The sequence below is a fragment of the Lawsonibacter faecis genome (assembly GCF_014287675.1).
Classification (GTDB): domain Bacteria; phylum Bacillota; class Clostridia; order Oscillospirales; family Oscillospiraceae; genus Pseudoflavonifractor; species Pseudoflavonifractor faecis.
Window position 1 is genome coordinate 246,196 of sequence record NZ_JACOPQ010000004.1, and the last position, 25,114, is coordinate 271,309.

20 protein-coding genes are annotated in these 25,114 nt (G+C 64.1%); 10 read left to right on the forward strand and 10 right to left on the reverse strand.

All coding sequences use genetic code 11. From position 1 onward, the window contains the following. Window positions 1-60 precede the first annotated feature (60 nt). From ftsH to H8S62_RS06980, 10 genes are all read left to right on the forward strand, one after another. Window positions 61-2,235, forward strand: coding sequence for an ATP-dependent zinc metalloprotease FtsH (gene ftsH / locus H8S62_RS06935; RefSeq protein WP_173023584.1), 2,175 nt, complete (start codon window positions 61-63; stop codon window positions 2,233-2,235). A 331-nt stretch (window positions 2,236-2,566) separates the two neighbouring features. After that, window positions 2,567-2,908: a hypothetical protein gene (locus H8S62_RS06940; RefSeq protein WP_186918851.1), complete on the forward strand. Its 342-nt coding sequence runs from the start codon at window positions 2,567-2,569 to the stop codon at window positions 2,906-2,908. A 195-nt stretch (window positions 2,909-3,103) separates the two neighbouring features. After that, entirely contained in the window at window positions 3,104-5,170 is a 2,067-nt protein-coding gene (gene recJ / locus H8S62_RS06945) for a single-stranded-DNA-specific exonuclease RecJ (protein ID WP_155150341.1), read from the forward strand. 174 nt (window positions 5,171-5,344) lie between these two features. After that, entirely contained in the window at window positions 5,345-7,564 is a 2,220-nt protein-coding gene (locus H8S62_RS06950; RefSeq protein ID WP_155150339.1) for a RelA/SpoT family protein, read from the forward strand. Between the two features lie 87 nt (window positions 7,565-7,651). Beyond that, window positions 7,652-7,858, forward strand: a complete 207-nt coding sequence (locus H8S62_RS06955; RefSeq protein ID WP_155150336.1) for a hypothetical protein — start codon at window positions 7,652-7,654, stop codon at window positions 7,856-7,858. A 46-nt stretch (window positions 7,859-7,904) separates the two neighbouring features. Next, window positions 7,905-9,116: a carboxylate--amine ligase gene (locus H8S62_RS06960; protein WP_155150334.1), complete on the forward strand. Its 1,212-nt coding sequence runs from the start codon at window positions 7,905-7,907 to the stop codon at window positions 9,114-9,116. A 144-nt stretch (window positions 9,117-9,260) separates the two neighbouring features. Next, window positions 9,261-9,968, forward strand: coding sequence for a cysteate racemase (gene cuyB / locus H8S62_RS06965; RefSeq protein ID WP_155150332.1), 708 nt, complete (start codon window positions 9,261-9,263; stop codon window positions 9,966-9,968). Between the two features lie 180 nt (window positions 9,969-10,148). Beyond that, a complete protein-coding gene (locus H8S62_RS06970) occupies window positions 10,149-11,705 on the forward strand; it encodes a Mur ligase family protein (protein ID WP_186918852.1) in 1,557 nt (518 codons plus the stop codon). Next, window positions 11,705-12,535 (forward strand): epoxyqueuosine reductase, encoded by an 831-nt coding sequence (locus H8S62_RS06975; RefSeq protein ID WP_155150328.1) that lies wholly within the window; start codon window positions 11,705-11,707, stop codon window positions 12,533-12,535. The genes H8S62_RS06970 and H8S62_RS06975 overlap by 1 nt, the downstream gene beginning before the upstream one ends. Before the next feature lie 97 nt (window positions 12,536-12,632). After that, window positions 12,633-13,061, forward strand: coding sequence for a CBS domain-containing protein (locus H8S62_RS06980; protein ID WP_155150325.1), 429 nt, complete (start codon window positions 12,633-12,635; stop codon window positions 13,059-13,061). 46 nt (window positions 13,062-13,107) lie between these two features. Here the strand turns inward: H8S62_RS06980 and H8S62_RS06985 are convergent, their stop codons facing one another. The 10 genes from H8S62_RS06985 to H8S62_RS07030 all read right to left on the reverse strand — a co-directional run bounded on the left by H8S62_RS06985 (window position 13,108) and on the right by H8S62_RS07030 (window position 24,955). Further along, window positions 13,108-13,911, reverse strand: a complete 804-nt coding sequence (locus tag H8S62_RS06985) for a helix-turn-helix transcriptional regulator (protein WP_186918853.1) — start codon at window positions 13,909-13,911, stop codon at window positions 13,108-13,110. Between the two features lie 64 nt (window positions 13,912-13,975). Further along, on the reverse strand, window positions 13,976-15,094 hold the full coding sequence (locus H8S62_RS06990; RefSeq protein WP_186918854.1) for an MFS transporter: 1,119 nt from the start codon (window positions 15,092-15,094) through the stop codon (window positions 13,976-13,978). A 328-nt stretch (window positions 15,095-15,422) separates the two neighbouring features. Next, on the reverse strand, window positions 15,423-17,264 hold the full coding sequence (locus tag H8S62_RS06995; RefSeq protein ID WP_186918855.1) for a glycoside hydrolase family 13 protein: 1,842 nt from the start codon (window positions 17,262-17,264) through the stop codon (window positions 15,423-15,425). A gap of 137 nt (window positions 17,265-17,401) precedes the next feature. Beyond that, window positions 17,402-19,492 carry a penicillin-binding transpeptidase domain-containing protein gene (locus H8S62_RS07000; protein WP_155150317.1) on the reverse strand — a complete coding sequence of 697 codons (2,091 nt, stop codon included), beginning with the start codon at window positions 19,490-19,492 and terminating at the stop codon, window positions 17,402-17,404. 26 nt (window positions 19,493-19,518) lie between these two features. Continuing rightward, window positions 19,519-20,028 carry a rod shape-determining protein MreD gene (locus tag H8S62_RS07005; RefSeq protein ID WP_186918856.1) on the reverse strand — a complete coding sequence of 170 codons (510 nt, stop codon included), beginning with the start codon at window positions 20,026-20,028 and terminating at the stop codon, window positions 19,519-19,521. 99 nt (window positions 20,029-20,127) lie between these two features. Further along, window positions 20,128-20,970: a rod shape-determining protein MreC gene (gene mreC / locus H8S62_RS07010; RefSeq protein ID WP_186918857.1), complete on the reverse strand. Its 843-nt coding sequence runs from the start codon at window positions 20,968-20,970 to the stop codon at window positions 20,128-20,130. 96 nt (window positions 20,971-21,066) lie between these two features. After that, window positions 21,067-21,660, reverse strand: coding sequence for a Maf family protein (locus tag H8S62_RS07015; protein ID WP_186918858.1), 594 nt, complete (start codon window positions 21,658-21,660; stop codon window positions 21,067-21,069). Window positions 21,661-21,757: 97 nt separating this feature from the next. Beyond that, entirely contained in the window at window positions 21,758-22,207 is a 450-nt protein-coding gene (gene dut / locus H8S62_RS07020; protein WP_186918859.1) for a dUTP diphosphatase, read from the reverse strand. A gap of 154 nt (window positions 22,208-22,361) precedes the next feature. Continuing rightward, on the reverse strand, window positions 22,362-24,437 hold the full coding sequence (locus H8S62_RS07025; protein ID WP_155150307.1) for a U32 family peptidase: 2,076 nt from the start codon (window positions 24,435-24,437) through the stop codon (window positions 22,362-22,364). A 200-nt stretch (window positions 24,438-24,637) separates the two neighbouring features. Beyond that, window positions 24,638-24,955 carry a cell division protein ZapA gene (locus tag H8S62_RS07030; RefSeq protein WP_155150305.1) on the reverse strand — a complete coding sequence of 106 codons (318 nt, stop codon included), beginning with the start codon at window positions 24,953-24,955 and terminating at the stop codon, window positions 24,638-24,640. Window positions 24,956-25,114: the final 159 nt, after the last annotated feature.

Below are 25,114 nucleotides of genomic sequence, written 5' to 3' on the forward strand. Positions count from 1 at the left end.
CAAAACTGCAAGGGACGGAAACGCCCTGTTTTCAGCGGTAGAAATAAGGAGGGCAAGCATTTGAAGCCCGATAATCAAAATAACAACGGCAACAAAAACGGCGGCCCAGGCAATAAGAAGAGCTGGATCGGCCTGGTATCCATACTCCTGTGGGCCCTGATCCTCACGCTGCTGCTCCAGTCCGCCATCGGCATGTTCAAGAGCGCCAACACGGTGGAGGTGGACTACTCCACCTTCCGCGAGTGGGTGCGGCAGGACTTCGTTGCGGAGGTGAAGACCGAGAGCAACCAGTACGTTATCACCCTGAAGGACAACGTGGCGGTCACCGAGCAGGACGGCCAGTTCCTCCTCTCCTGGAAGGAGGAGGAGCCCCAGCCCAGCGAAGCGCCCCAGGAGACAACCCCCGCCGATACCGCTGTCCCGGATGCGGCGGTGAACCCCTGGATGAATGGGCAGACCGCCGAGGCCAAGGCGTCCAAGCTGAAATTCGTCACCGCGCCCACCATCTCCACCGACGGCCTCACCGATCTGCTGGATGAGCACGGCGTCAAGTACGGCACCGACATTGTCCAGGAGTCCTCCATGCTGATGAGTATGCTCATCAGCTATGTGGTGCCCATCCTGATTATGGTGGTGGGCATGGTCTTCCTCTTCCGGTTTATGTCCAACAAGATGGGCGGCGCCGGCGGCCTGGGCGGCGTGGGCAAGGCCAACGCCAAGGTCTATGTGGAGAAGAAAACCGGCGTCACATTCAAGGATGTGGCCGGCCAGGACGAGGCCAAGGAGTCCCTGGTGGAGATCATCGACTTCCTCCACAACCCCCAGAAATACACCGAGATCGGCGCCAAGCTGCCCAAGGGCGCGCTGCTGGTGGGCCCTCCGGGCACCGGCAAGACCCTGCTGGCCAAGGCGGTGGCCGGCGAGGCCAACGTGCCCTTCTTCTCCATCTCCGGCTCCGACTTCGTAGAGATGTTTGTGGGCGTGGGCGCGTCCCGTGTCCGCGACCTCTTCAAGGAGGCCAGCAAGATGGCCCCCTGCATCGTCTTCATCGACGAGATCGACACCATCGGCAAATCCCGCGACAACCGCATGGGCGGCAACGACGAGCGGGAGCAGACCCTCAACCAGCTCCTGGCCGAGATGGACGGCTTCGACCCCACCAAGGGCGTCATCCTTCTTGCGGCCACCAACCGGCCCGAGGTCCTGGACCAGGCCCTGCTGCGGCCCGGCCGGTTCGACCGGCGGATCACCGTGGACCGGCCCAACTTGGCGGGCCGTCTCGCCACCCTCCAGGTCCACACCCGGAACATCCGCCTGGCGGAGGACGTGGACCTGAATAAAATCGCTCTGGCCACCGCGGGCACCGTGGGGGCGGATCTGGCCAATCTGGTCAACGAGGCCGCCCTCCGGGCCGTCCGCCTGGGCCGCAAGGCCGTGAACCAGAACGACCTGCTGACCGCCTTCGAGCTGGTTATCGCCGGCGCGGAGAAAAAGGGCAGCGTCCTCTCCGAGTTCGAGAAGCGGCTGGTGGCCTACCATGAGGTGGGGCACGCCATGGTGGCCTACAAGCAGAAGAACGGCAAGCCCGTGCAGAAGATTACCATTGTCCCCCATACCCAGGGGGCGCTGGGCTATACCCTCCACCTCCCCGAGGAGGACAAGAACCTCTCCACAAAGGACGAGCTGCTGGCCCAAATCGCCACCAGCATGGGCGGCCGGGCGGCGGAGAAGCTGGTCCTGGGCGTGGAGAGCAACGGCGCCGCTCAGGACATCCAGGACGCCACCGGCATCGCACGGAATATGGTGGCCCTCTACGGCATGAGTGAAAAGTTCGGCATGATGGCCCTGGCCTCCCGCCGCAACCAATATCTGGAGGGCGGCTACGGCATTGACTGCGCCCAGGAGACCGCCGCCGGGATAGACGACGCGGTGCGGGAGATTATCAGCGGCGCTTACGACAAGGCCATGAAAATCCTGATTGAAAACCGGGAGGATATGGACAGGGTGGTGGCCTACCTCCTGGCCAAGGAGACCATTACCGGCGGGGAGATGACGGCCATCCTGGAGGGAACCGACCCCGCTCTGGCGGAGAATTACGGGGCCTCGCCGGAGCCTCCCGCCCGCCGGGAGTCTCAGAGCCCCATCGCTCTGGCGGGAGATAAGCCCGCGGAGCCGCCCCAAACGGATATCCCGCCCGAGGGAAAGCCGAAGGACGGCGGAGAGCTGCCCCACTGAGTGAGCTTTGAAGAGCGCCGGACCCCGCGGGGTCCGGCGCTCAGCTTGTCAAAGAAGCCCTTTGGGGCTTCTTTGACAGAAGGCTGCATGACGTCTGGGCTCGATTTATTTGGAAACAGTCGCCCCAGCCGTCATGAGAAGCGTTATTTTTGAGGTGCCTGCCCCCAGAAATGACGGATTTTAAATTTATTCCGTCGTCTGCGGACGACGCAGATCTGCGAGGCTTTCTCTGCGGAGGTTTTTTGACACCCTGAAGAGCGCCGCCCCCCGGGGATGAAGTATTTGCATATCGGGACCGATGCTGATATGATGGGGAAAAGAGGTGCTTTGCATGAAAAGAAGTTTCAGAGTATTTGCCCTGCTGCTGACCTGTTCCCTGCTGTGTACCTTGCTCCCCGCCGCGAGAGCCGGGGCGGCGGCCCCGACACCGCCCTCCTGGTGCCGGCTGGAGGAGTACGTGGTGTTTGAAGGGTCCGCAGCCTATGAGCAGGAAAACTGGGAGAAAATTCTTTTCCTTCGGGCGGACGCGGAGGCAGGCGGCGCCACACCCAAAAAAGACGGGGACGCGCAGAGCTTTGAAGCGCTCTCCGCGCTGCTCTCCGCGTTGGACGCCCTCTTCAAGAGCGATATGATTCCCGTCACCGCCGAGGCGCTGGCGAAAGAAATTTCATAGATGACCAATTACCCCGCGCCCCCGGCGGCCATAAAGGCCGCCGGGGGCATATTTTACGGTAAAACCGCCGGGAGACAACCCCGGTTTTCCACCGCTATTTCCCGCCCTGTGGATATTTCCCGAATGAACTTGTATCTTCCCGCCCGCTTTGATATAATTAAGAGTAATTTTGTAATCGAATTCGGGGGCAAGCCCATGAAATACAGACAATGGAATCTGCGCCCCGCCCACCCGGCGGCCCGGGCGGCCATGGAGGCCGTGGGAGTTCCGCCGCTGCCCGCGGCCGTTCTCTGCGCCCGCGGGCTGGACACGGTGGAGAAGGCCAGGGACTTCCTGGCCTCGGACGAGGGGCTTTTAAACGACCCGCTTCTTCTGCGGGATATGGAAGCCGCCGTGGCGCGCATCCGGGCCGCCATAGACGGCGGAGAGCACATCGCGGTCTATGGCGATTACGATGTGGACGGCATCACCTCCACCTGCCTGCTGACCGACTACCTCCGCTCCCTGGGGGCGGCCGTCACCCCCTACATCCCCGACCGGATGGAGGAGGGTTACGGCCTGGGCGCCGCCGCTGTGGAGAGTCTCCACGCCCAGGGTGTGAAGCTCATCATCACCGTGGACTGCGGCATCACCGCCGTGGAAGAGGCCGACCTGGCCGCCTTTTTGGGGGTGGACCTCATCATCACCGACCACCACGAGTGTAAATCCTCCCTCCCTGCCGCCGTTGCGGTGGTGGACCCCCACCGCCCGGACTGCCCCTACCCCTTCAAGTGTCTGGCCGGGGTGGGGGTGGCCCTCAAGCTGGCGCTGGCCATCGCCGGTCCAGCCGCCCAGAGCGCCCTGCTGCGCAAGTACGCCGACCTGGCCGCCGTGGGCACCGTGGCCGACGTGATGAGCGTGGTGGGGGAAAACCGCACCATCGTCCGCATGGGGCTCAGCGCCCTGGCCCACACGGAGCGGCCCGGCCTGAAGGCCCTCCTCCGCGAGGCGGGGCTGGATGAGAAGCCTCTCACCTCGGTGTCCATCGGGTACACGCTGGCCCCCCGTATTAACGCCTCGGGCCGGATGGGCTGCGCCAGCCTGGCCGCGGAGCTCCTCCTCACCGCCGACAGCGTCCGGGGCGCCGAGCTTGCCCAGGAGCTGTGCGCGCTCAACCGGGAGCGGCAGGCCATCGAGCTGGGCATCTTTGAGGAGTGTGTGGACCTGGCCGACGCGCTCCCGCCGGAGGAGCGGCCCGCCCTGGTCCTGTCCAGCGAGGGCTGGCACCAGGGGGTGGTGGGCATCGTGGCCTCCCGCCTCACCGAAAAATACTCCTGCCCCGCCTTTATGATCTGCCTGCAGGACGGCCACGGCAAGGGATCCTGCCGGTCCTTCGGGGGCTTTAACCTCTTCGCTGCGCTGGAGGCCTGCTCCGATCTGCTGGAGGGTTTCGGCGGCCACGAGCTGGCGGCGGGCTTTACCATCCTGGAGAAACAAATACCGGCCTTCCGCGCCCGGATGTGCGCCCTGGTCCGGGAGGCCACCGGCGGGGCGGAGATGGTCTCGGCCCTGGAGCTGGACGCGGAGATCGACGACCCCGGCCTCCTCACCCAGGAGGGAGTATGCTCCCTGGACCTGCTGGAGCCCTACGGCACCGGCAACCAGCGGCCCACCTTCCTGCTCTCCGGCTGCACCGTTGCCGCCCTGAGCGAGGTGGGGGGCGGCCGGCACCTGAAGCTCAAGGTGACCGCCAGGGGCAGGAGCTTTGACGCCATCTTCTTCTCCGCCACCGCGGCGGAGGCCGGGGTGGCGGTGGGGGATCGGGTGGACGTGGCCTTCTACCCCCAGATCAACGAGTACCGGGGCTGGCGGTCCGTCCAGCTCCAGGTGGCCGATCTGCGCAGCTCCCTCACCCGGGCCCAGGCCGAGCGGGCCCTCTACGAGAAATTCCGCCGCGGAGAGGAGCTGACGCCCCGGGAGGCCGCCGCCCTCACCCCCAGCCGGGAGGAGTTTGCCGGGCTGTGGCGGTACCTCAAGGGCCGCAGCGCCGCCGGCCGGGTGGAGGAGACCGCCCTGCGCCTCTCACGGAACGTGGCCCGGACCTACGGCCTGCGGGAGACCTTCATGCGCACCATGGTCTGCCTGGAGGTCTTCGGCGAGCGGGGGCTCGTCCAGGTGGAGCGCACCACCGACCTGCTCCGCATCGATGTGAAGCAGGTGGACGGGAAGGTGGATCTGGAACAGTCGAGCATCATGATGAGACTGCGCAAATTAATTGAGTGAAAAATGAAACGTGATCAATGAAAAAGCAGGGTGGGCCGAGTAGGACTGCTTGTTTTGGGACAATTTATAAAATATGCCAATCTGTGCAGATGAGTTGTGCAAGCTATGGCCGGCACTGCATCGCTTCACCTGTTTCCTCTGCTTTTTCACTTTTCACTTTCCGGAGGTGACCGAATGGACCCCATTTTGGAGCGCTACCAGGCGCTGGAGGATAAAATAAAGGCCTATAACCCAACCCTTGACACCAAGCGGCTGTTTGACGCGTTTACCTACGCCGATAACGCCCACTCTTCCCAGCTGCGCAAGGACGGGTCCCCCTATATCACCCACCCCCTGGCGGTGGCGGAGATCGTGGCGGACCTGGAGCTGGACACCGACTCCATCATCGCCTCCATGCTCCACGACACCATTGAGGACACCGGCGCCACCCACGAGGAGATCGCCAAGCTCTTCGGGCACACGGTGGCCGACCTGGTGGAGGGCGTCACCAAGCTGACCCGGGTGCAGTATACCTCCAAGGAAGAGGAGCAGATGGAGAACCTGCGCAAGATGCTCATGGCTATGGCCAAGGACATCCGGGTCATTCTCATCAAAATCTGCGACCGGCTGCATAATATGCGCACCATGGAGTACCAGTCCCCCAGGAAGCAGAAGGAAAAAGCCCTGGAGACCATGGAGATCTACGCCCCCATCGCCCACCGCTTAGGTATGCAGAAAATCAAGTGGGAGCTGGAGGACACCTCCCTGAAGTACCTGGACCCCATCGGCTACCAGGAGATCGCCGACGAGCTCTCCGCCCGCAGCAGCGCCCATGAGGAGTTTCTCGCCGCCATCCAGAAGAAGATCACCGACCGGCTGGACGAGGAGGGCATTAAATGCACCGTCTACGGCCGGGTGAAGCATATCTACTCCATCTACCGCAAGATGTACGCCCAGAACAAGACCCTGGACGAGATTTTCGACCTCTACGCCTTCCGGGTCATTGTAGACGACATCCCCGAATGCTATAACGTTCTGGGCTGTATCCACGACCTCTTCAAGCCGGTCCTGGGCCGCTTCAAGGACTATATCGGCACACCGAAGCCCAATATGTACCAGTCCCTCCACACCACCGTCATCGGCCGGGAGGGAATTCCCTTCGAGGTGCAGATCCGCACCTGGGAGATGCACCACACCGCCGAGTACGGCATTGCCGCCCACTGGAAGTACAAGCAGGGCATGGCTAACGCCCAGCTGGGCACCGAGGAGAATTTCGAGTGGGTGCGCAAGCTGCTGGAGAACCAGCAGGACGCCGATGCGGAGGAGTTCGTGCGCACCCTCAAGGTGGACATGTTTGCCGATGAGGTCTTCGTCTTCACCCCCCGGGGGGACGTCATCAACCTCCCCGCCGCCTCAACCCCCATCGACTTCGCCTACAACATCCACTCCGCCGTCGGGAACCACATGACAGGCGCCAAGGTAAACGGCCGGATGGTCCCCTTCGAGACCACACTTAAAAATGGCGACATCGTGGAGGTCATCACCTCCAAGTCCGCACACGGCCCCAGCCGGGACTGGATGAACATCTGCAAATCCAACGAGGCCCGCAACAAAATCCGCCAGTGGTTCAAGAAGGAGCGCCGGGAGGAGAACATCGCCACCGGCCGGGCCTCCTTTGAGTCCGAGCTGAAGCGCCAGAGCCTCACCATGGCCCAGATTACGGCCGAGGACGCCCTCCCCTCCATTCTGAAGAAGGTCCGCATGAACTCCCTGGACGAGCTGTACGCCGCCATCGGGTACGGCGGCATGACCGCCGCCAAGGCGGTGGTCCGGGTGAAGGACGAGCTGCTGCGCCTGGGCCGGGTGAAGGAGGAGAAGGCCGCCGCGGAGCGGGCCCTCCAGAGCGAGGTGGTCTTTCCCGCCACATCCCTCCCCGTGGACAAATCCCCCAGGAAGTCGGAGAGCGGCATTGTGGTGGAGGGCCTTGACAACTGCCTCGTGAAGTTCGCCAAGTGCTGTACCCCCGTGCCCGGAGACCCGGTGGTGGGCTTTATCACCCGGGGCTTCGGCGTGTCCGTCCACCGCTGTGACTGCCCCAACGCCGCACCGGAGAAGCGCCGCCCCGAGGAGGCCGGCCGCTGGGTCAACGTGGCCTGGGTGGGCAGCGAGCAGAGCAGCTACCAGACCAGTCTGGAGATCTCCGCCAAGGACCGGGACGGCCTGGCCATGGACGTGACCATGGCCCTCTCCACCGTGAAGGTGAAGGTGGACTCCTTCGCCGCCAAGGCCATGCCCGACGGGTACGCCTCGGTCTCCATCGTGCTCCAGGTCAGGGACCGCGATGAGCTGACCAACGTCATCAACAAGCTGGGACAGATCTCGGGGGTCTATCAGGTGAAACGGGCCGCGGGGTAGCGGGTACCAAGAATGAGAAAGAAAAAATTAAGGATGGGCGGCTGCCGCCGGCCAGGTCCTTTTTCAAACTGTTAAGGAGAATGAAATATGGCTAGAATAGAAATAGCCAATTTTGAGAGCACGCTTTCCCAAGTTTTTCACGGCGGGGAGCGCCTCTGCCGGGAGCTGCGCCTGACCGATGAGGAGGCCGGCTACCTCCGCCGGGCCTACCCCCATGCCTGTATCAAGCCTCTGTCCGGCCCCGTGGGAGGAAAGGCGTGGTATCAGGTCCAGTTGGCCTCTGCCACCGCCTGACCCTGAATTCCTCGATTTTTTCTATGATTGAAAAGGAGCCTTACTCATGTCCGAACTGCCCTTTGTCCCCCTGCTGCTGGGGGCGGATATCAACGTATACAGCATGGCCCGGGCCTTTCACGAGCAGTACGGCTTGAAAACCGTGGCCTACGGCATGTACCCCTCAGGTCCCTGCTTCGGCAGCGGCATCATCGACTACCGGGTGTGTGACAGGAACGACGCGCCCGAGGTGGTGCTCAGGAACGTGTCCGCCGTAGCCGCCGAGTTCCCGGACAAGAAGGTCATCGTTCTGGGCTGCGGAGACAATTACCTCACCGCCATCGCGGAGAATCTGTCAAAATTCCCCGCCAACGTGGTTGCCCCTTACATCGGCCTGAACCTCATGGAGAAGCTCATCCACAAGGAGCACTTCTATGAGCTGTGCGACCAGTACGGCATCGACCACCCCGCCACCTACGTCTACCACAAGGGCCAGGGCCATGACTTCGTTCTGCCCTTCGCCGGCCCCTTTGTGGTCAAGCCCGCCGAGTCCGCCACCTACTGGGACCACCCGTTTGACACCCAGAAGAAGGCCTACGTCCTTCAGACCCGGGAGGAGGTGGACCGCGTCATCGACGATATCTACGACCACGGCTATGAGGACTCCCTCATCATCCAGGACTTCATCCCCGGGGACGACGCCTATATGAGGGTGGTCACCAACTACTCGGGAGAGGACGGGAAGGTCCGCCTCATGTGTGTGGGCCACGTTCTGCTGGAGGAGCACACCCGCCACGGCATCGGAAACCACGCCGTCATCATCACGGAGGACGAGCCTGAGCTGTGCGGGAAGCTCCGTGCCTTCCTGGAGGACATCAAATTTACCGGCTTTTCCAATTTCGACGTGAAATACGACCAGCGGGACGGTAAATTTAAGGTGTTCGAGATCAACTGCCGCCAGGGACGCAGCAATTACTACGTCACCGGCGCGGGCCACAACCTGGCCAAATACCTGGTGGAGGACCGCATCTACCACAAGCCCTCCGCCCTCACCGTGACCAAGAACCGCCACCTGTGGCGGGTGATTCCCCTCAAGGTGGCGTACGACTACATTCCCTCCAGGTACCACGGCGAGATGAAGGCCCTCATCAGCGCGGGCGCGTGGGTCAACCCCCTCTTCTATCCGCCGGACAGGAGCCTTGTCCACAAGCTGCGCATCCTCAAGGACCAGTGGCGGTACAAAGAGCGGTACGCCAGCTCTGGACCGAAGGCGAACTAGGAGGGCAAAATTGAAAAGCATTGACCGGGATTGTTGCCACGGCCTATGAAGTCGGAGTTCCTTTTTAGAACCCCTGATTTTCAGGGACATCCTCCGGGTCGGTGCCGGGATTTCGCTTTTTATTTTACGCGCAAGAGGTTTATTATGAACGAAGCAAAGCTCGGAATCCTGGGCGGCATGGGTCCCCAGGCCACCCAGGATTTTTACCAGCGCATACTGGATCGGACCGACGCCTCCTGCGACCAGGAGCATCTGCCGGCCTTTATTTTGAGCGACACCCGCATGCCCGACCGCACCGCCGCCATTCTCGGCGGCGACGCCGAGGGGTGCCGCCGGCGGCTGCTCAGCGACGCCAGGACCCTGGAGCGCGTGGGCTGCACCGCCATCGCCATCCCCTGCAATACCTCCCATTTCTTCGCCGACGATCTCCAGAAGGAGCTGCGGATTCCCATTATCCATATGGTGCGGGAGACGGTGAATACCCTCGCCGAAGATCCCGATATCCGCAAGGTTGGGATTCTGGCCACCGACGGCACTGTCCGCGCCGGAGTGTACCAGAAGGAGTGCGAGGCCCAGGGCCTCAGAGCGGTCTCCCCTCCCCCGGAGATTCAATACCTGGTCATGTCCATCATCTACGACGAGATCAAGAAGGGCGAAAAGGGTTCCCGGGAAAAATTCGCTGCCATTGACCGCTGGCTGAGGGACGCGGCCTGCGACGCGGCCATCCTGGGCTGTACGGAACTGTCCGTCTACCGCACCTTCCACGGCCTGCCGGAGTTCTACGTGGACGCCATGGACATTCTGGCCGAGCGCTGTATCACATACTGCGGCTACCGGCTGAGGATGGTATAAGGCGGCCGCTATGTGCTGCACAGGGCGAGGGCTGAAACGCGATTAGCTCCAGACTTTCGGGGCGACAGGGCTGCCGACCCCCGGTCCGCTCTGCTGACAACCCCTTCATAAGGCGGCCCCTGAATGTTACCGCCCACACCGGCTGATTCCAGATTCCTAATTACCTTTCCGGAGGTGCCTATGCTCCGACCACACTATCCCCTGGGGGACTACTATCAGATCCTCCAGAAAAACGGCCTTTTGGCCTCCTCCGCGCCCCTCCGGGCCGATCTGACCCGGAGCGTCCGCATGGTCTCCTGCGACTCCCAAACCGTGGTCCCCGGCACCGTGTTCATCTGCAAGGGCGCGGCCTTCAAGGCCGCCTACCTGCTGGACGCGGCGGCCAAGGGGGCCTTTGTCTATGTCAGCGAGCGCGTCTACCCTGAGACGACGCTGCCCTGCCTGCTGGTGAACGACATCCGCCGCGCCATGGCCCTGATGGCCGACCATGCCTGGGGCCACCCCTCGGGCAAGCTGGACATCGTGGGCATCACGGGCACCAAGGGCAAGACCACCACGGCCTACTACCTCAAGTCCATCCTGGATGAGGAGGCCCGCAGCCGGGGCAGGCGGGAGACCGCCATCCTCTCCACCATCGTCACCGACGACGGGCGGGAGCGCCGCCCGGCCAAGCTCACCACCCCGGAGCCTCTGGACCTCCAGCGGCACCTCTTCAACGCGGTGGATGCCCGGGTGGGCCGCCTCACCATGGAGGTCTCCAGCCAGGCCCTGAAGTACCACCGGGTGCTGGGGGTGGAGTTTGCCGTGGGCGTCTTTCTAAACATCGGCGAGGATCACATCAGCCCCGTGGAGCACCCGGACTTTGAGGACTATTTTTCCTCGAAGCTGATGCTCTTCTCCCGCTGCAGGACCGCCGTGGTGAATCTGGACTGCGACCACGCCGACCGCGTGCTGGAGGCCGCCCGGGTCTGCCCCGAGGTCATTTCCTTCTCCCGCAGGGATGAGAATGCCGACGTGTTCGCCGGGTGTATCCGCAAGGAGGAGAACGCCACACTATTCCGGGTACGCACCCCGCGCTGGGCGCGGGAGCTGCGCCTGCCCATGCCCGGGCTCTTCAACGTGGAGAACGCCCTGGCCGCCGTGGCCGCGGCGGAGGCCCTGGGCGTGGGGGCGGAGGCGGTCTATAACGGCCTGGCCTTGGCGAGCGTGCCCGGGCGGATGGAGACCTACCACAGCGCAAGCGGCGGCCTCACCGTCATCGTGGACTACGCTCACAACGGCATGAGCCTGGAGGCCATCCTCTCCTCCGTCCGCAGGGAGTACCCGGACCGGGAGCTGACCGTGGTCTTCGGCTGCACAGGCGGCAAGGGCCTGGACCGCCGGGAGGGGATGGCCGCGGCGGCGGGCCGCTGGGCGGACCGGATTATCCTCACCGAGGACGACCCCGGCCCGGAGGAGGTCGTGGACATCTGCGCCGATATCGGGCGGTATCTTGCGCCCTGCGGCAAGGACTACACCGTCATCCCCGACCGGGAGGAGGCGGTGGAAACCGCCGTCATGGAAGTGTGCCGCCCCTCCGTGGTCATTCTGGCGGGCAAGGGGGCCGAGCAGCAGCAGAAGCGGAAAAACGGCCCGGAGCCCTGCGTCCCCGACGGGATGCTGGCGCAGAAGGCTCTGGCCCGGTTTGACGCCAACCTGGCCGTCTTCAACTGCTTCCCCCTGCTGGGCCAACCGTGATGGCGGTGCTGGACGCCGCCTTTGACGGAAGCGGCGCGGCCGCCTGGGGCTGTGTGGACTTCGGACGAATCCGGCCCGATTTATCCACAGAAAAGCGGGACAAGGTGGAAAAGCTCTGCCCCAATCCCAGGACGGTGCTGGTGGCGGCGTTTCCCTATTTTGCCGGGGAGACTGCCGGGAACCTCTCGGTCTACGCCAGGGGAGAGGATTACCACCTGGTTTTGGGCCGCAGGCTGAATACGGTATGCAAACTTTTGCGGGAACATTACGCCGGGTATTTGTTCGTGCCGGGGGTGGACAGCTCTCCCCTGCCCGAGCGGGAGCTGGCCTTTATGGCCGGGCTGGGCCTGCGGGGAAGTAACGGCCTGCTTATCCTGCCCCCCTACGGGTCCTATGTGTTTCTGGGCACCATCCTCACAGACGCGCCCCTGGAAGTTTCCACATTCCCCCCCGCCGGTGTGTGCATCTCCTGCGGGAAATGCGCAGCGGCCTGTCCCACGGCTGCGCTGGAGGGGGCGGTTTTCCACAGGGAGCGCTGTCTCTCTGAGCTGACGCAGAAAAAGGGGGAGCTCACGGGCGGGGAGGAGGCGCTTCTGCGCAGGCATCCCTATATTTGGGGCTGCGACATCTGCCAGACTGCGTGCCCCTATAATCAGGGCGCCGAAACCGCGCTCCTGTCCCCGTTTTTGACCGATTTGGTGGAGCATCTGCGGCTGAGCGACGTAAGCGGCCTGAGTAACCGTCAATTCAAAGAAAAATACGGTTCAAGAGCCTTCTCGTGGCGCGGCCCGGCGGTTCTGCGCCGGAATTTACAGTTAAAGCACGATTAGATAGAGCAGGGACCGCCCGTCCGGGCGGTCCTTTTGCGTATAAAACCCGCTTTTTTGGTCCAGAATAGGGATACCTTAAAGTAAAGGCGGTATGTTTATGCAGGTACGCGACCTTATGAGCCAGGGCGTGGTGTCCATTACCCCCGGCGAATCGGCGGCCCTGGCGGCCCGGCTCCTCTCCCGGCACAACGTTGGCTCCCTCCCGGTATGCGGCGAGGACGGCCGCCTGCGGGGCATCGTCACCGACCGGGACATCGTGCTCCGCTGCGTGGCGGCGGAGGAGGACCCCTCCAAGGTGCCCGTGCGGGACATCATGTCCCGCAACTGCGCCGTGGTCTCCCCCAACGACGACGCCCGGGAGGCCAGCCGCATGATGGCCGCAGCCCAGGTGCGCCGCCTCCCCGTCACGGAGGAGGGCAAGGTGGTGGGTATGGTCTCGCTGGGAGATCTGGCCGTCAGCCAGGCCTACGATATGGAGGCCAGCAAGGCCCTGGCCGATATTTCGGACAACGTGAAGAAGCTGTGAACACAAACCCGCCGCCATCCGAACTACGGATGGCGGCGGGTTTGTGTTATTCCAGCCAGAGGGGGGTGTAGGTGACGCTGTTTTCGCGGACGCTCAGGTCGGAGAGCAGGGGCTGGGTGTGCTGGGCGGTCCCGTCGTCGAAGATGGCGGAGATGGTCACGCCATCCCCGCCGGAGGGGATTAGCAGTTCCGCCCGGTATTCGGTAGTGCCGGGCAGACGCTCGGCCTCCTGGACGACCGCATTTATCCCGGGGCGGCTGATTTGAAAGGTCACGGTTGTCATTTCCGTGCTTTGCGCGGGGAGAAGACTTACATGAACCCGCATACCGGCCTTTTCCGTGGAAAAATATCGAATGGAGAAATCCCCCACCAGAGGGGCCGAGGAGTCCAGCCCGGGGCGCACGGCCGCCTCGGCGAGTGCGGACACCTGGGTCTCCAGCTGGGAGATACGCGACTCCTGGGCGGCCAGCGCGTCCCGGGCTGTGTCCAACTGGGCCGACTGGCGGGCCAGGACGGCGGAGAGCACCGCCGCAACCACGACCACCGCCGCGAGCGTGAGGGCATGGCTCACGTTTTTCAGCAGCCTGCGGCGGCGGGCCCGGCGGGCGAACTCCGCGGCGGCGGCCTCCTCCTCCTCGGGAGTGGAGGCGGGGCAGTCCACCTGAAGAAGCTCGTTGAGGGAGATGCCGAAGAGCCTGCTGAGGGCGATGAGCTTATCCACCTCAGGCACCGCGCCGTCGGCCTCCCACTTTGAGATGGCCTGGCGGGAGACCTTCAGCTTCTCACCTAGGCCCTCCTGGGAGAGGCCGAGGGCCTTGCGCAATTCTTGTATACGCTGTCCGAGCGTCATGGAGACCGCCTCCTTTCAGATAGACCCTAACAGATCAATTGGCATTTTGGCAAGAAAGCCGCCCTTACCCTGTGTCAACCCCCGGTTGCGGGCCTTGGGGCGCAAGGGATTGCCGGCCCATTCCCCGCCAGAACAGGAGGAGCCCCAGCGTACAGCAGCCGCAGGCCAGGAGCAGGGCGCCGGGGACGCCGCGGTCCGCCAGCGCGCCGTAGACCGGGTAGACGCCCAGGGCGGCCGCGTCCATCAGCATGGCGTTGCAGGAGAGCTGAGCGGCCCGGCCACCCTCCGGCGCGTTCTCGTTCTGGATGGAGAGGGAGAGCGGATTGGCGGCGGCGCGGACCGCCGCCATGAGGAGCACGCCGGACACTGCCGCCGTGGGATTGTCCGTGAGGGCCAGGACAAGGCAGACCCCGGCGGCGGTCAGAAAGAGAAGGCCCCCGGCACGCCGCGTCCCCAGCCGCCCGGTCAGCCGGTGGGAGAGGCCGCCGGCCAGCCCCGCTCCGGTAGCCAGCGCGTAGAGGGGGCCGAACCAGCGCTCGGGGATGCCGGCGCGGAGGTACTGAAGCTGGTTGAGGAAGACGGTCACCTGCTGAGCCGCCTCGGCCAGCAGGCAGAAGGCCAGCAGGATCGGAGCCATTCGCCATGTCTGCCGCAGCGCCGCACGGAAGCCGGCGCGCTCCCGGCGGGCGGGGGGTGTTCCGGCGGGATCGGTGAGCAGAAGGGTCAGGAGCGCGGCGGCGGCATAGGTCCCCACGGTGAGGAGGGCGGCCAGCCGGTAATCGCCCTCCAGCAGGGGCCAGGTAAGTCCGGCCAGAACGGTGCCGGCGACGGTGGCGGCCTCCCAGTGGGAGAAGGCACGGCGGTGCTCGCCCGTACCGCCGCAGCAGGAGAACAGATAGGCCGAGTCGCAGCCGGTGAGGCCGGAGAGCACCACCGAGAGCACAAGGCGCTCGGTCAAAAAGCCGAAAAAGGTCCTGGCCTGCCAGAAGACGACCTTGGACAGGGCAAAGAGGACGGAGCAGATTGCCAGGGTCCGCCGGTGCCCCAGACGGTCGGCCAGAACCCCCCAGGGGATTTCAAGGGCCAGCATCAGCGCCAGGGACAGGCTTTCAATGACGCCCATCTGGAGCAGACTCAGCCCGGCGGACTGGCGGTAGAGCGTGGCGACAGGGCTGTAGAACACAGCGCCCTGGAGCAGCGCGGCGGCGTAAAACAGCCTGATGTTGCGCTTGTTTTCAGACGTAAAAAGACCTCCTTATCTTGAACGCGACAAACGGCCGCCCGGATGGACGGCGGCTGGTTCAAAATAAGGAGGTCTTAGTTGGGACGGCGCATAAAGGGCTCCGTTTCCGGACGCGGAGAGATCCCGCGCGCCCTGGGGTATGGCTCCATTATACGCGGTAAGAGCAGCATTGGCAAGCGAAAGATTGGCCCGGCGGTGCATGGGGAATACCGCGCGGTCCAGGGGGCGGGGGACGGCGGGAGCGTTTGTGACTCGGCAGGGTGAGGACTCAGACGACGAGGCGGCCGGTCATGGGGGGCAGCTCCACGGTGAGTATGCCATCCGCGGGGACAAGGGGTGCGCCGGAGAGAAAGTCGGAGGCGGCCCCGGTCCAGGGGAGGGTGACCGACGCGGGGGCGTCCCCGGCGTTGACGGCACAGAGGACGGCCCTGCCGTCCAGGGTGCGGGTGAAGGCCAGCACATTGCCCTCAGCACGGACGTAGCGGATATCGCCCCGACGCAGCGGGGACAGCTCACGCCGGGCACGGCCCAGGGCGGCAAACCAGGCGGTGAGGGCCTGGTCCTCGCGGCCCCAGGGGAAGGTGCGGCGGTTGAAGGGGTCCTCGAAGCCCTCCATGCCCGCCTCGTCCCCGTAGTAGACGGTGGGCGCGCCGGGGAAGGCGAAGAGCACCAAGGCCCCCAGCCTGAGCCGGGCCAGTCCCCGCCCGCGCCAGTCCGGCCCCAGCCGGGAGGCGGCCCGCCAGTCCCGGCTGCGCTCCTGCCGGGCGGATTCCTCACCCAGAAGGGTCAAAATACGGGGGGTGTCGTGGGTGCCCAGGGAGTTCATGCCGGAGTAGAAAGCGAAGGCGGGGTAGTTCTCCCGCTGGGTCTCCATGGCCTCATAAAATTGCTCCGCGCCCCCTCCGGTCAGGTAGGAGATGAGCGCGTTGCGCAGAGGGTAATTCATCAGGCCGTCGCAGTGGCGGCCCCAGATATGGCGGCGGCGGACGCTGTAGGCCACCTTGTTGGAGCCGTCCTCCCACACCTCGCCGATGATGACCGCATCCGGCTTCTCTGCCCGGGCGGCGGCGTGGATGTCCTGCACCACGTAGTCGGGCAGCTCGTCGGCCACGTCCAGCCGCCAGCCGTCCGCCCCGGCGCGGAGCCAGGCGCGGATGATGCCGTTCTCCCCGGTGATGTAGGAGAGCCAGCCGGGGTCCTGCTTGTTGGTGGTGGGCAGGGAGTAGATGCCCCACCAGGAGGTGTACCGGTCCGGCCAGTGCTGGAAGGAAAACCAATTGCGGTAGGGGGAGTCCTGGCTCTGGTGGGCTCCCAGGGTGGGGTAGGTGCCGTCGCCGTTGAAGTACTTGCTGACGAAGGCCGTGTGGTTGAAGACGCCGTCCAGCATGACCCGCATGCCCATGGCGTGGGCGGCGGCGCAGAGGGTGGTGAAGTCCTCCTTCATGCCCAGCATGGGGTCGATTTTCTCATAGTCCCCCACGCCGTAGCGGTGATTCTCCGGCGCCTCGAAAATAGGGCAGAAATAAAGGGTCTCCACCCCCAGGGACTTGAGGTAGGGCAGTTTCTCCCGAACCCCGGCAAGGCTGCCGCCAAAGAAGTCGCGGTTGCGAATTTCGCCGTTGTGGTCCGGGCGGTACTCCGGCTCCTCCTCCCAGTTCCGGTGGACCCAGCGGCCGCCGGGCATCCCGGCGGGGCTGGGGACGGACAGGCGGCAAAAGCGGTCGGGGAAGATCTGGTAGCACATCCCCTCCCCGAACCAGCCGGGCACGGACTCGGAGCCGTCGTAGACGGTGAGCTGGAATTCAGCGGTCTCGTCGCCGGTGCCGTCCATGCGGATGAGGCGCAGGGAGTACCAGATAAGGCCGATGTAGCCCGCGGTGTCCAGCTTGCAGGTGAAGCAATCCCGGTCCCCGTCCAGTCCGGACCAGGGCATGGGCAGCTCCAGGCGGCGGTTGTCGGCCCCCTCCAGCCGGGCGGTGAGGACGGCCCGGACATAGGCGGCGCTCCGCTCCGGGCGGAGGGTGAAGGAGACCCGCTCCCCCGAGGGGACCGCCCCATAGGGGGTCTTACAGAGGGGCGAGCGGGAGTTGAAGGTGTGTGAGTCTATCAAAAATACCAATCCTTAAATAAAAATGAAGAGAGCAGGGGCTCTCGAAGCAGCGCTTCCATCCCGATATTTCGGGTTTACAGCGCCGCTTCGATAAAGAGCCCGGCATCCACACTCAGGGGAGACCGATTTACTCTTTTTTAACGCAACAGGGCGTTTTCCCCCTCCACCGCCTCCATGGTGTGCTCGGTGTTGAAGTAGTAGGAGAGGATGTCGGCTGCGATGGCGGCCAGCTCGGTGCCCGAGCCGCCCCGCTCCACCACGATGGAGATGGCGATCTCCGGGTCGTCGTAGGGCGCGAAGCAGACCAGCACGGCGTTGGCCTCGGTGTCCTCCCGGCCCACCTGGGCGGTGCCGGTCTTGGCGCCCACGGTGACGGGCAGGTCCTTGAAGTAATTGCGCACGCTGCCCTCGGTGGCCAGCAGGTACATGCCCTGCTTCACGGCCTCCAAATTCTCACCGCTGATGTTCAGGCTGTCCATCAGCTCGGGAGCGCGCTCGTAGATGACCTGGGAGAAGTCGCTGGACTTTACCGACTGCAGGATGTGGGCGGAGTAGTGGCTGCCGCCGTTGACGAGAGTGCCGATATAGTTGGCAAGCTGCAGGGGAGTTGCCAGGGTATTGCCCTGGCCGATGGAGGCGGAAAGCAGGTCGCCGCCGTACCAGGTGACGCCCATTTTTTCGCTGGTCTCCGGCCCGGCCACCTGGCCTACATTCTCCGGCAGCTCAAAGCCGGTGGCCTTCCCCAGACCGAACATGGAGGCGTACTTGTTAATGAGGTCGATGCCCAGACGGTCGCCCATGGTGTAGAAGTAGATATTGCAGGAATTCTCAAGTGCGTGGGCCATATCCTGAGGCGGGTGATACCCGCCGTACTGCAGATAATACCAGCAGGCGGGGTGGTATTCACCATAGGGATATTTCTCCCCCGCCGGGTACTGGAAGCGGCCGGTGTCCTTGATTTTCTCATTGGGGGTGGTCAGTCCCTCCTGAAGTGCGGCGGTGCCCACAACCATCTTAAAGGTGGAACCAGGGGAGTAGGTCCCCATGGTCGCCCGGTTATAGAAGGGGTTGAGGGGATTCTCCGCCGTCTCGTTGTAGAGGGCGGCGTTACTATAGATATTCAGGTCAAAGGTGGGGTAGGAGGCCATGGCCAGGATGCCGCCGGTCTTCACGTCGGAGACCACCGCGGCGCCGCCCTGGGTGTACTCCGAGGGGAGGCCGGCGATGCCCTCGGCCAGGGCCCGCTCGGTGACCTCCTGGAGACGGATATCCAGGGTAAGAGAGACGTTGTCTCCGGGTTTGGGCTCCAGCAGCTCGCCGGTCTCGTGGTCGGTGAGCCAGGTCTCGCTGACCACCTTGCCGGTGGTGTTGGTGTCGATGGCACGCCTTCCGGCCTCGCCCCGGAGGTACTCCTCGAACGCCAGCTCCACGCCGTCGGTGCCCACTGTGTCGTCCATGCTGTACCCGAGGGCCTCGTACTTCTCCCAGTCCTCCGCGGGGATGGAGCGGACTCGGCCCAGGAGATGGGCGGCATAGGCGGTGTTGTACTGGCGGACGGTGGTGGGGTCGATGGACACGCCCACCAGTCCCTGCTCCTTGACGGTGGAGATGAAGTCGATGTCCACGTCCTGAGCGAAGACATAGGAGGAGCGGAGAATGTCCAGCGAGCGGATGCGCACCTCACACAGAACCCCTACCAGGGCGCGGCCGTCCTCGGCGGAGACATTCTCGTCCACCTGGTAGAACTCCCGCATCTTGGCGATAAGGGCGCCGGCGCCCTGGGCGGCGGCATCGGTCCACTTCATCCGCTCCAGAAAGGCCTCGTACCGGGCGCGGCCCGCGTCGGTGAGGGTATCGGTATAGGTAAAGGGCTCCGTCATGGAGATGGGGAGCACCGCATCGGTCCAGGTTACGTTGTGGTCCCGGCAGATGTGCAGCAGCGCCAGGAGATTGGGATTGCGCTCGGCCTCCGCGCCCATGACGCTGGTGTCCAGCGTCACCTGGTAGCTGGTGCGGTTGGAGACCAGCACCCGGCCGTAACGGTCCAGTATCTGGCCCCGGGCAGCCTCCACCGTCTCGGTTTTGGTAATTTTGCGCACCGACTGGGAGCGGAAATCCGCACCGCGGACGATCTGGAGGTCGTAGAGCACCCAGGTGAAGAGGCCCAGAATGACGATCAAAACCAGCAGGATGCCCCGCAGACGGCTGTGAAATTGTTTTGCGTCCATAAAGACCTCCTTTTTTCATTTTCAGTTTAAAACAGCGTTGCAAACTGGGTGCGGTTGTGGACCCAGCGGAAAACCAGGTAGACCAGCGGGACCAAAACCAGGGAGTACAGCACTTCGGGCAGGGCCACGCCCAGCAGGACCTGGAGCGGAGCCACACCAGCCGCCAGCCGCCAGACGACCCGGCACAGGTCGATGATGACGAGGGCGCCGGCCGAGCAGGCCAGACAGCCCGCAAGACTCTGCCGGACCCCGTACTGGGCAATAATCCCCGTCCCCGCGCCCAGAAGGGTCATACCCAGGGTCATGGCCCCGTTGGTGTGGTACACCGCATCGCAGATGACCCCCACGGCCAGGCCAAAGGCCCCGCCCGCAGCCGACCCCTCCAGCACCGCCACCGTCACCGCAGCCACGGGCAGCAGCATGGGCGACACGCCGAAGAATTTAAGCCGGCTGAGGACATAGACCTCCAAAAACCACACGGGCAGAAGGGCCAGCGCGTATATGAACCATTTGGTGAGAAAATCTCTGCGGGTCACGGTTGGCGCCTCCTCATACTGCATACCATGCTGCGCACAATTCCACGGCGGGCAAAGCCGGGGGAAAGCCGACCGCGGGGAATTGGCCGCCCGATGGAATTACTCAACAATGTCGAACGCTTTGATCACGAAAACCTGCTGGAGATCGTCCAGGTCGGCGGCGGGCTTTACCACCGCGTAGCGGCTCATCCCCGAAACGTCGGTATGGACCGACTCGATGGCGCCCACCACCAGACCCGAGGGGTAAACGCCCCCCTTGCCGGAGGTGAGCACTTCGTCCCCGGCCACCAGCTCGGTGTTCTCCGGCAGATACGAGAGCTTCAGGCGGCCCTGGCCCATGAGGGTGAAATCCCCCTCCAGAATCGCAGCCCCGTCGGTGCGGCCGATGAGGCCGCCCAACTCAATGTCGGTATCGATAAGGGTGGTGACGGTGGACCAGTTGAGGCCCGCCTCCGTAATGATGCCCACAAAATTGCCGTATTCGTCCACTACGCAGTCGTCCGGCTCCACCCCGCTGGAGGTGCCCTTGCTGATGGTAAAGGTGGACTCCCAGTTTGAGGCGCCGGCAGCGGTGACCGTGGCGGGCTCCATCTGGAACTCCTTGTGCTTGGTCTGGAAGTTCAGGAGATTTCGGAAGCGGTCGTTTTCCGTGTTGGCCGACTCGGCCTGGCGGATCTCCTCCTCCATCTCGGCAATGCGCTTCTTGAGCTGCTCGTTCTCCGCCAGGAGCTGGTCGTACTGGAAGGAGTAGTCGTAAATTCCCTCCACCCAGTTGACCAGAGAGTTGAGGCCGTTGCGCACCGGCGTGGTTATCACATTCACCGCATTGGAGATGGGGGCGGCCACGCCGCCTGTAAAGGCCGTCACCACCAGCGTAATGAGGGCCAGAAGCACGGCGATAACCAGAATCAGGATTCCATTATGGCGAAAAAAGTCCTTCAAGGCCTTGTCTCCTTATGGTGGGTTGATACGAAAAACGGGCGGCCATCGGCCGCCCCGGGGGAAGCGCGGAGGCCGGGGACAGGAGGCATATGGGGGTTAATCCTGCCCCGCGGCGAGACGGAGGCAGTCGATGCCGAAGCGGGAGAGCATCCGGCCCAGACGGCAGACCGGCAGGCCCATCACATTATAGTAGTCGCCTGAGATGCCCTCAATGAGGAGCGCGCCGTAGCCCTGAATGCCGTAAGCCCCCGCCTTGTCCATGGGCTCGCCGGTGGCCACATACTGCTCAATCTCCTGCTCGGACAGCTCCCGGAAGGTCACGTCGGTGACCTCGTGCTCGGTAAAGCGCTCCCCGCCCAGGAGCACAGTGACGCCGGTGTAGACCTGGTGGCGCACACCGGAGAGGGTGGAGAGCATCTTGAAGGCCTCCAAGTCGTCGCCGGGCTTGCCCAGGACGGTGCCGTCCAGCGCCACAACGGTGTCGGCCGCGATGATAATGGCGCCGTCGTCCACCCGGTCGGCCACGGCCCCGGCCTTCTCCGCGGAGAGGCGGCGGACCAGCTCCTCCGGCGGCAGGCCGTCAAAGGCGCGCTCGTCGATATCCGGGGAGACGGTCTTGAAGCGGGTGATTCCCATCCGCTCCAAAAGCTCCCGCCGGCGGGGGGATTGGGAGGCGAGGATAATGTCCATTGCAGTACGTTCCTTTCTATATAAAAGAGAAAAATGTGCGGGAACAATAGAGACGCCTGCTGCACGAGCTGTCCCGCCTTTTTCCCTTTCCGATTGCTTACTTTCCCGTAGAGCCGAATCCGCCCGCGCCGCGGCCGGTCTCGTCCAGCGCGTCGCAGAACTCCAGCTGGGCCTGGACCACCGGGACCACGGCCAGCTGGGCGATGCGGTCGCCGGGCTGGACGGTATAGGGCGTGTCGGAGAGATTGGTGAGGCCCACCCGAAGCTCGCCCCGGTAGTCGCTGTCGATGACGCCCACGCCGTTGGAGAGGGAGATGCCGTGCTTCACGCCCAGACCGGAGCGGGCAAAAATCAGGGCGACGTAATCGGCGCTGGGCAGGGCGATGGCGATGCCCGTGGGGATGCTCGCCAGGGACCGGGGAGCGAGGACCACGGCCTCGTCCATACAGGCGCAGAGATCCATCGCCGCAGCGCCTGCGCTGGCATAGAAGGGGGCGGGAATCTCTCTGCCGATTTTCGGCGATACGGCTTTTATATTCAGTTTCATAGAACCTCCAAATAGGAAAATATGAGTAGCGAAAAGCAGACCGGCGGGCAGGATATCTGGCCGCCTCACGGGGACAAAAGGCGAAAAAGACGCTCAGAGGGGCGCCGCTCCACAGGCGTATCCGGCTTTTAACCCGCTCTTTTTTATCTTTATTTTAATCTACGTCCCTATAGTACAGCCCCCTGGTATATTCGCCGGGTTCCCAGCCGCCCCGGCCCTGATAACGCTCCAGGACCTGAACGCACTCCCGGGGGTTCTCGGTGGTGAACATGAGCCTCTGGGCCCAGAGGCCGATCCGGGCGTAATCCGCCTGCTTGTCCGCCAGAAAGAGCTTTTTGGAGTTCAAGATCTCATTTCGGCACCCGGGGGCCTTCACCACAGGGAACTGGGCCCCCTTGCGGTCGGTGAGAACATTGCTGTTCTCACAGCCGCAGCGGCCGGTCCGGTTTTGAATGATGCAGCTCTCCATAATCATCAGGGGCAGGCGGCCGTATGCGATGAGCTCTGTGTCCATGGGCTTGGAGATATCGCGGATCTGCGCCAGCTTCAGCTCAAAGGAGATGGTGCCGGAGACGAAGCCCAGGCGCTTGAGCTCCTTGAGGGCCTGGGCGTTGTAGATCTCCAGACCGTAGTCCCCGCGGAGTGTGAAGCCCATGGCCCGGGCGGGGGGCAGCATGCCCAGGTTGTTTACCAGTGCGTCGGTCACACCCAGGGCCTTCACCTGCTCAAGCTGGGCGAGCATCTCGGGACGCTCCCTGTCCCAAGCGATCCGGGGCAGAGAGACGGCCAGCTGGCCGGGCTTGGCCCACTCCGAAAGCTCCGGGTGGGCGGCCAGCTCGGACAGGGGGACGTAGACCAGGGCAGGCTCCAGGGCCAGCAGCTCACGGCTCACCTGCCCGGCCCGGAGGACCGATACTGTCAGTATGGGCGCATTCTTCCGGTTTTCATACCGGGCGCCGGGGTGAAATTCCCCGGTCCGCCAGTGGGGGGGCTCCACACGCCGGGCGGAGAGACCCTCCAGGGCCTCCCGGCGGAGATTGTTGAGCGCGGAGAGGGGCAGGGAGAGCCCGTCCTCCACCAGGGCGCGGACCTTTTCGCAGCGGTAGGGGGTGCCGCCGGTCTTGGAGAGCTGCTCCTCCACCTGCTCCCGGGTGAGGGCACGGCTGCGGGCGGCCTCCGGCGTGGGGCCGGAGACGGTGACCACCCGGCCCGCATCGTCCTCCACCCCCACCTGGGCGCTCTCGCCGGGGCGGATCATGGCGTAGAACTTGACGGGAACCAGGGAATTTTCCTTCTGGTAGAAGTTCCGGGCCTGGGCAAAGAGCTCCCGGGGCTCCTTTGTCTCCTCCCGGACGCCGAACATCTCCGGGCCCTGCTGATCGGTAAAGAAGCCGTCGGTAAAGCCCTGGCGGGAAAAGGCGGCCGCCAGCTGGGCCACCTCCTCGCCGGTGGGCTCCCGGTTTTCCCGGATGGCACGGGCATAGATGGAGGTGACCACGCTGACGTACTCCGGGCGCTTCATACGCCCCTCAATTTTGAGACAGGCGACCCCCATCTGCTTCAGCTCCCGGATGTGCCCGGCCATGGACATATCCTTCAGGGAGAGGGGAGTGCCGTCGGCCCGGCCGCTCCAGCCGTACTTCATGCGGCAGGGCTGGGCGCACAGGCCACGGTTGCCCGACCGGCCGCCGATGACCGAGGAGAGGAAGCACTGGCCGGAGTAGCACATACACAGGGCGCCGTGGGTGAAGACCTCAATCTCAATGGGGGAATTGGCGCAGATGTGGGCGATTTGGTCCCGGGACAGCTCCCGGGAGAGGACCACGCGGGTCATGCCCTGGTCCGCGCAGAGCTTCACGCCGTCCAGGTTGTGGACGCTCATCTGGGTGGAGGCGTGGACCGGCATATCCGGGGCCACCTGGCGGAGCACCCGGAACATCCCCAGGTCCTGGACCAGCACGGCGTCCACCCCGAGGCCGCTGCACTCCTCGGCCACCTTGGCCGCGGCGGGGAGCTCCCTGTCGGTGAGCAGGGTATTCAGCGTCAGATAGACCTTCACGCCCCGGAGATGGCAGTAAGAAACCGCCGCCGCAAATTCCTCCGGGGAGAAATTCTTCGCGTTGCGGCGGGCGTTAAAGTCTCCGTATCCAAGATAGACGGCGTCCGCGCCGGACTGAACCGCGGCGGTTACCGCCTCGGGCGATCCGGCGGGCGAGAGGAGTTCTAACATGGCGACCTCCTGGGAGAGATAATAGAGGGGCGCGGCGGCGGTAACCGCCCCGCCGCGAGTGCGGCGCTGCAAGCGTTTCGGACCGTCCCCGCAGAGCCAGGGCCTTGGTGCCGGGGCGGTTCGCCCACCCCGGGCAGAGAAAAGAGACAGGGGCCCCGCGCAGCCCGCCGCGCGGGGAGCGGCGCCCCTGCCGCAGAACGCTACTTCTTCTGGTTCTGGAGCTTGAAGATCTCCCGCTTGGCCTCGGACAGCTCCATTTTCAGCTTGGTGGCCTCTTCCAGATACTCCTTGAGCTGGCGGCGCAGGTTCTCGGAGGCCTCCACCTCCTTGAAATACTCGTCGGCGACGTTCAGGGCGGTGAGCACGGCCCCGTCCACCAGGGAGACCTTGGCCTGGTCCAGAACCTGCTTCATCTGCGTATCCACATGGGCCGCCACCTTTTCCATATAGCCCTGATCCTCGGTGGCGACGAGGGTATACTCCTGGCCGGCGATGGTAACGGTGACACGGTTTTTCATGGCGGCGCCTCCCAGACATAAAATAATAAAGTATGATACCACAAAACCAAAGGTTATTGTGGTATATGGCATCGTCGGCGGTGCTCCGCGCAGCGGAGGAGCCAACCGCGCCAAAAACATGGTATAATAACCGCGTTGCGGTTATTATACCATACAACA

Excerpts from the sequence above, each read along its gene's own strand:
- H8S62_RS07025 (WP_155150307.1), bottom strand. The coding sequence starts at position 24,437 with ATGTTAGAACTCCTCTCGCCCGCCGGATCGCCCGAGGCGGTAACCGCC.
- H8S62_RS06980 (WP_155150325.1), top strand. The coding sequence starts at position 12,633 with ATGCAGGTACGCGACCTTATGAGCCAGGGCGTGGTGTCCATTACCCCC.
- H8S62_RS06940 (WP_186918851.1), top strand. The coding sequence starts at position 2,567 with ATGAAAAGAAGTTTCAGAGTATTTGCCCTGCTGCTGACCTGTTCCCTG.
- H8S62_RS06975 (WP_155150328.1), top strand. The coding sequence starts at position 11,705 with ATGGCGGTGCTGGACGCCGCCTTTGACGGAAGCGGCGCGGCCGCCTGG.
- H8S62_RS07000 (WP_155150317.1), bottom strand. The coding sequence starts at position 19,492 with ATGGACGCAAAACAATTTCACAGCCGTCTGCGGGGCATCCTGCTGGTT.
- H8S62_RS06970 (WP_186918852.1), top strand. The coding sequence starts at position 10,149 with ATGCTCCGACCACACTATCCCCTGGGGGACTACTATCAGATCCTCCAG.
- H8S62_RS06955 (WP_155150336.1), top strand. The coding sequence starts at position 7,652 with ATGGCTAGAATAGAAATAGCCAATTTTGAGAGCACGCTTTCCCAAGTT.
- H8S62_RS06985 (WP_186918853.1), bottom strand. The coding sequence starts at position 13,911 with ATGACGCTCGGACAGCGTATACAAGAATTGCGCAAGGCCCTCGGCCTC.
- H8S62_RS07030 (WP_155150305.1), bottom strand. The coding sequence starts at position 24,955 with ATGAAAAACCGTGTCACCGTTACCATCGCCGGCCAGGAGTATACCCTC.
- H8S62_RS06960 (WP_155150334.1), top strand. The coding sequence starts at position 7,905 with ATGTCCGAACTGCCCTTTGTCCCCCTGCTGCTGGGGGCGGATATCAAC.
- H8S62_RS07015 (WP_186918858.1), bottom strand. The coding sequence starts at position 21,660 with ATGGACATTATCCTCGCCTCCCAATCCCCCCGCCGGCGGGAGCTTTTG.
- dut (WP_186918859.1), bottom strand. The coding sequence starts at position 22,207 with ATGAAACTGAATATAAAAGCCGTATCGCCGAAAATCGGCAGAGAGATT.
- H8S62_RS06950 (WP_155150339.1), top strand. The coding sequence starts at position 5,345 with ATGGACCCCATTTTGGAGCGCTACCAGGCGCTGGAGGATAAAATAAAG.
- recJ (WP_155150341.1), top strand. The coding sequence starts at position 3,104 with ATGAAATACAGACAATGGAATCTGCGCCCCGCCCACCCGGCGGCCCGG.
- cuyB (WP_155150332.1), top strand. The coding sequence starts at position 9,261 with ATGAACGAAGCAAAGCTCGGAATCCTGGGCGGCATGGGTCCCCAGGCC.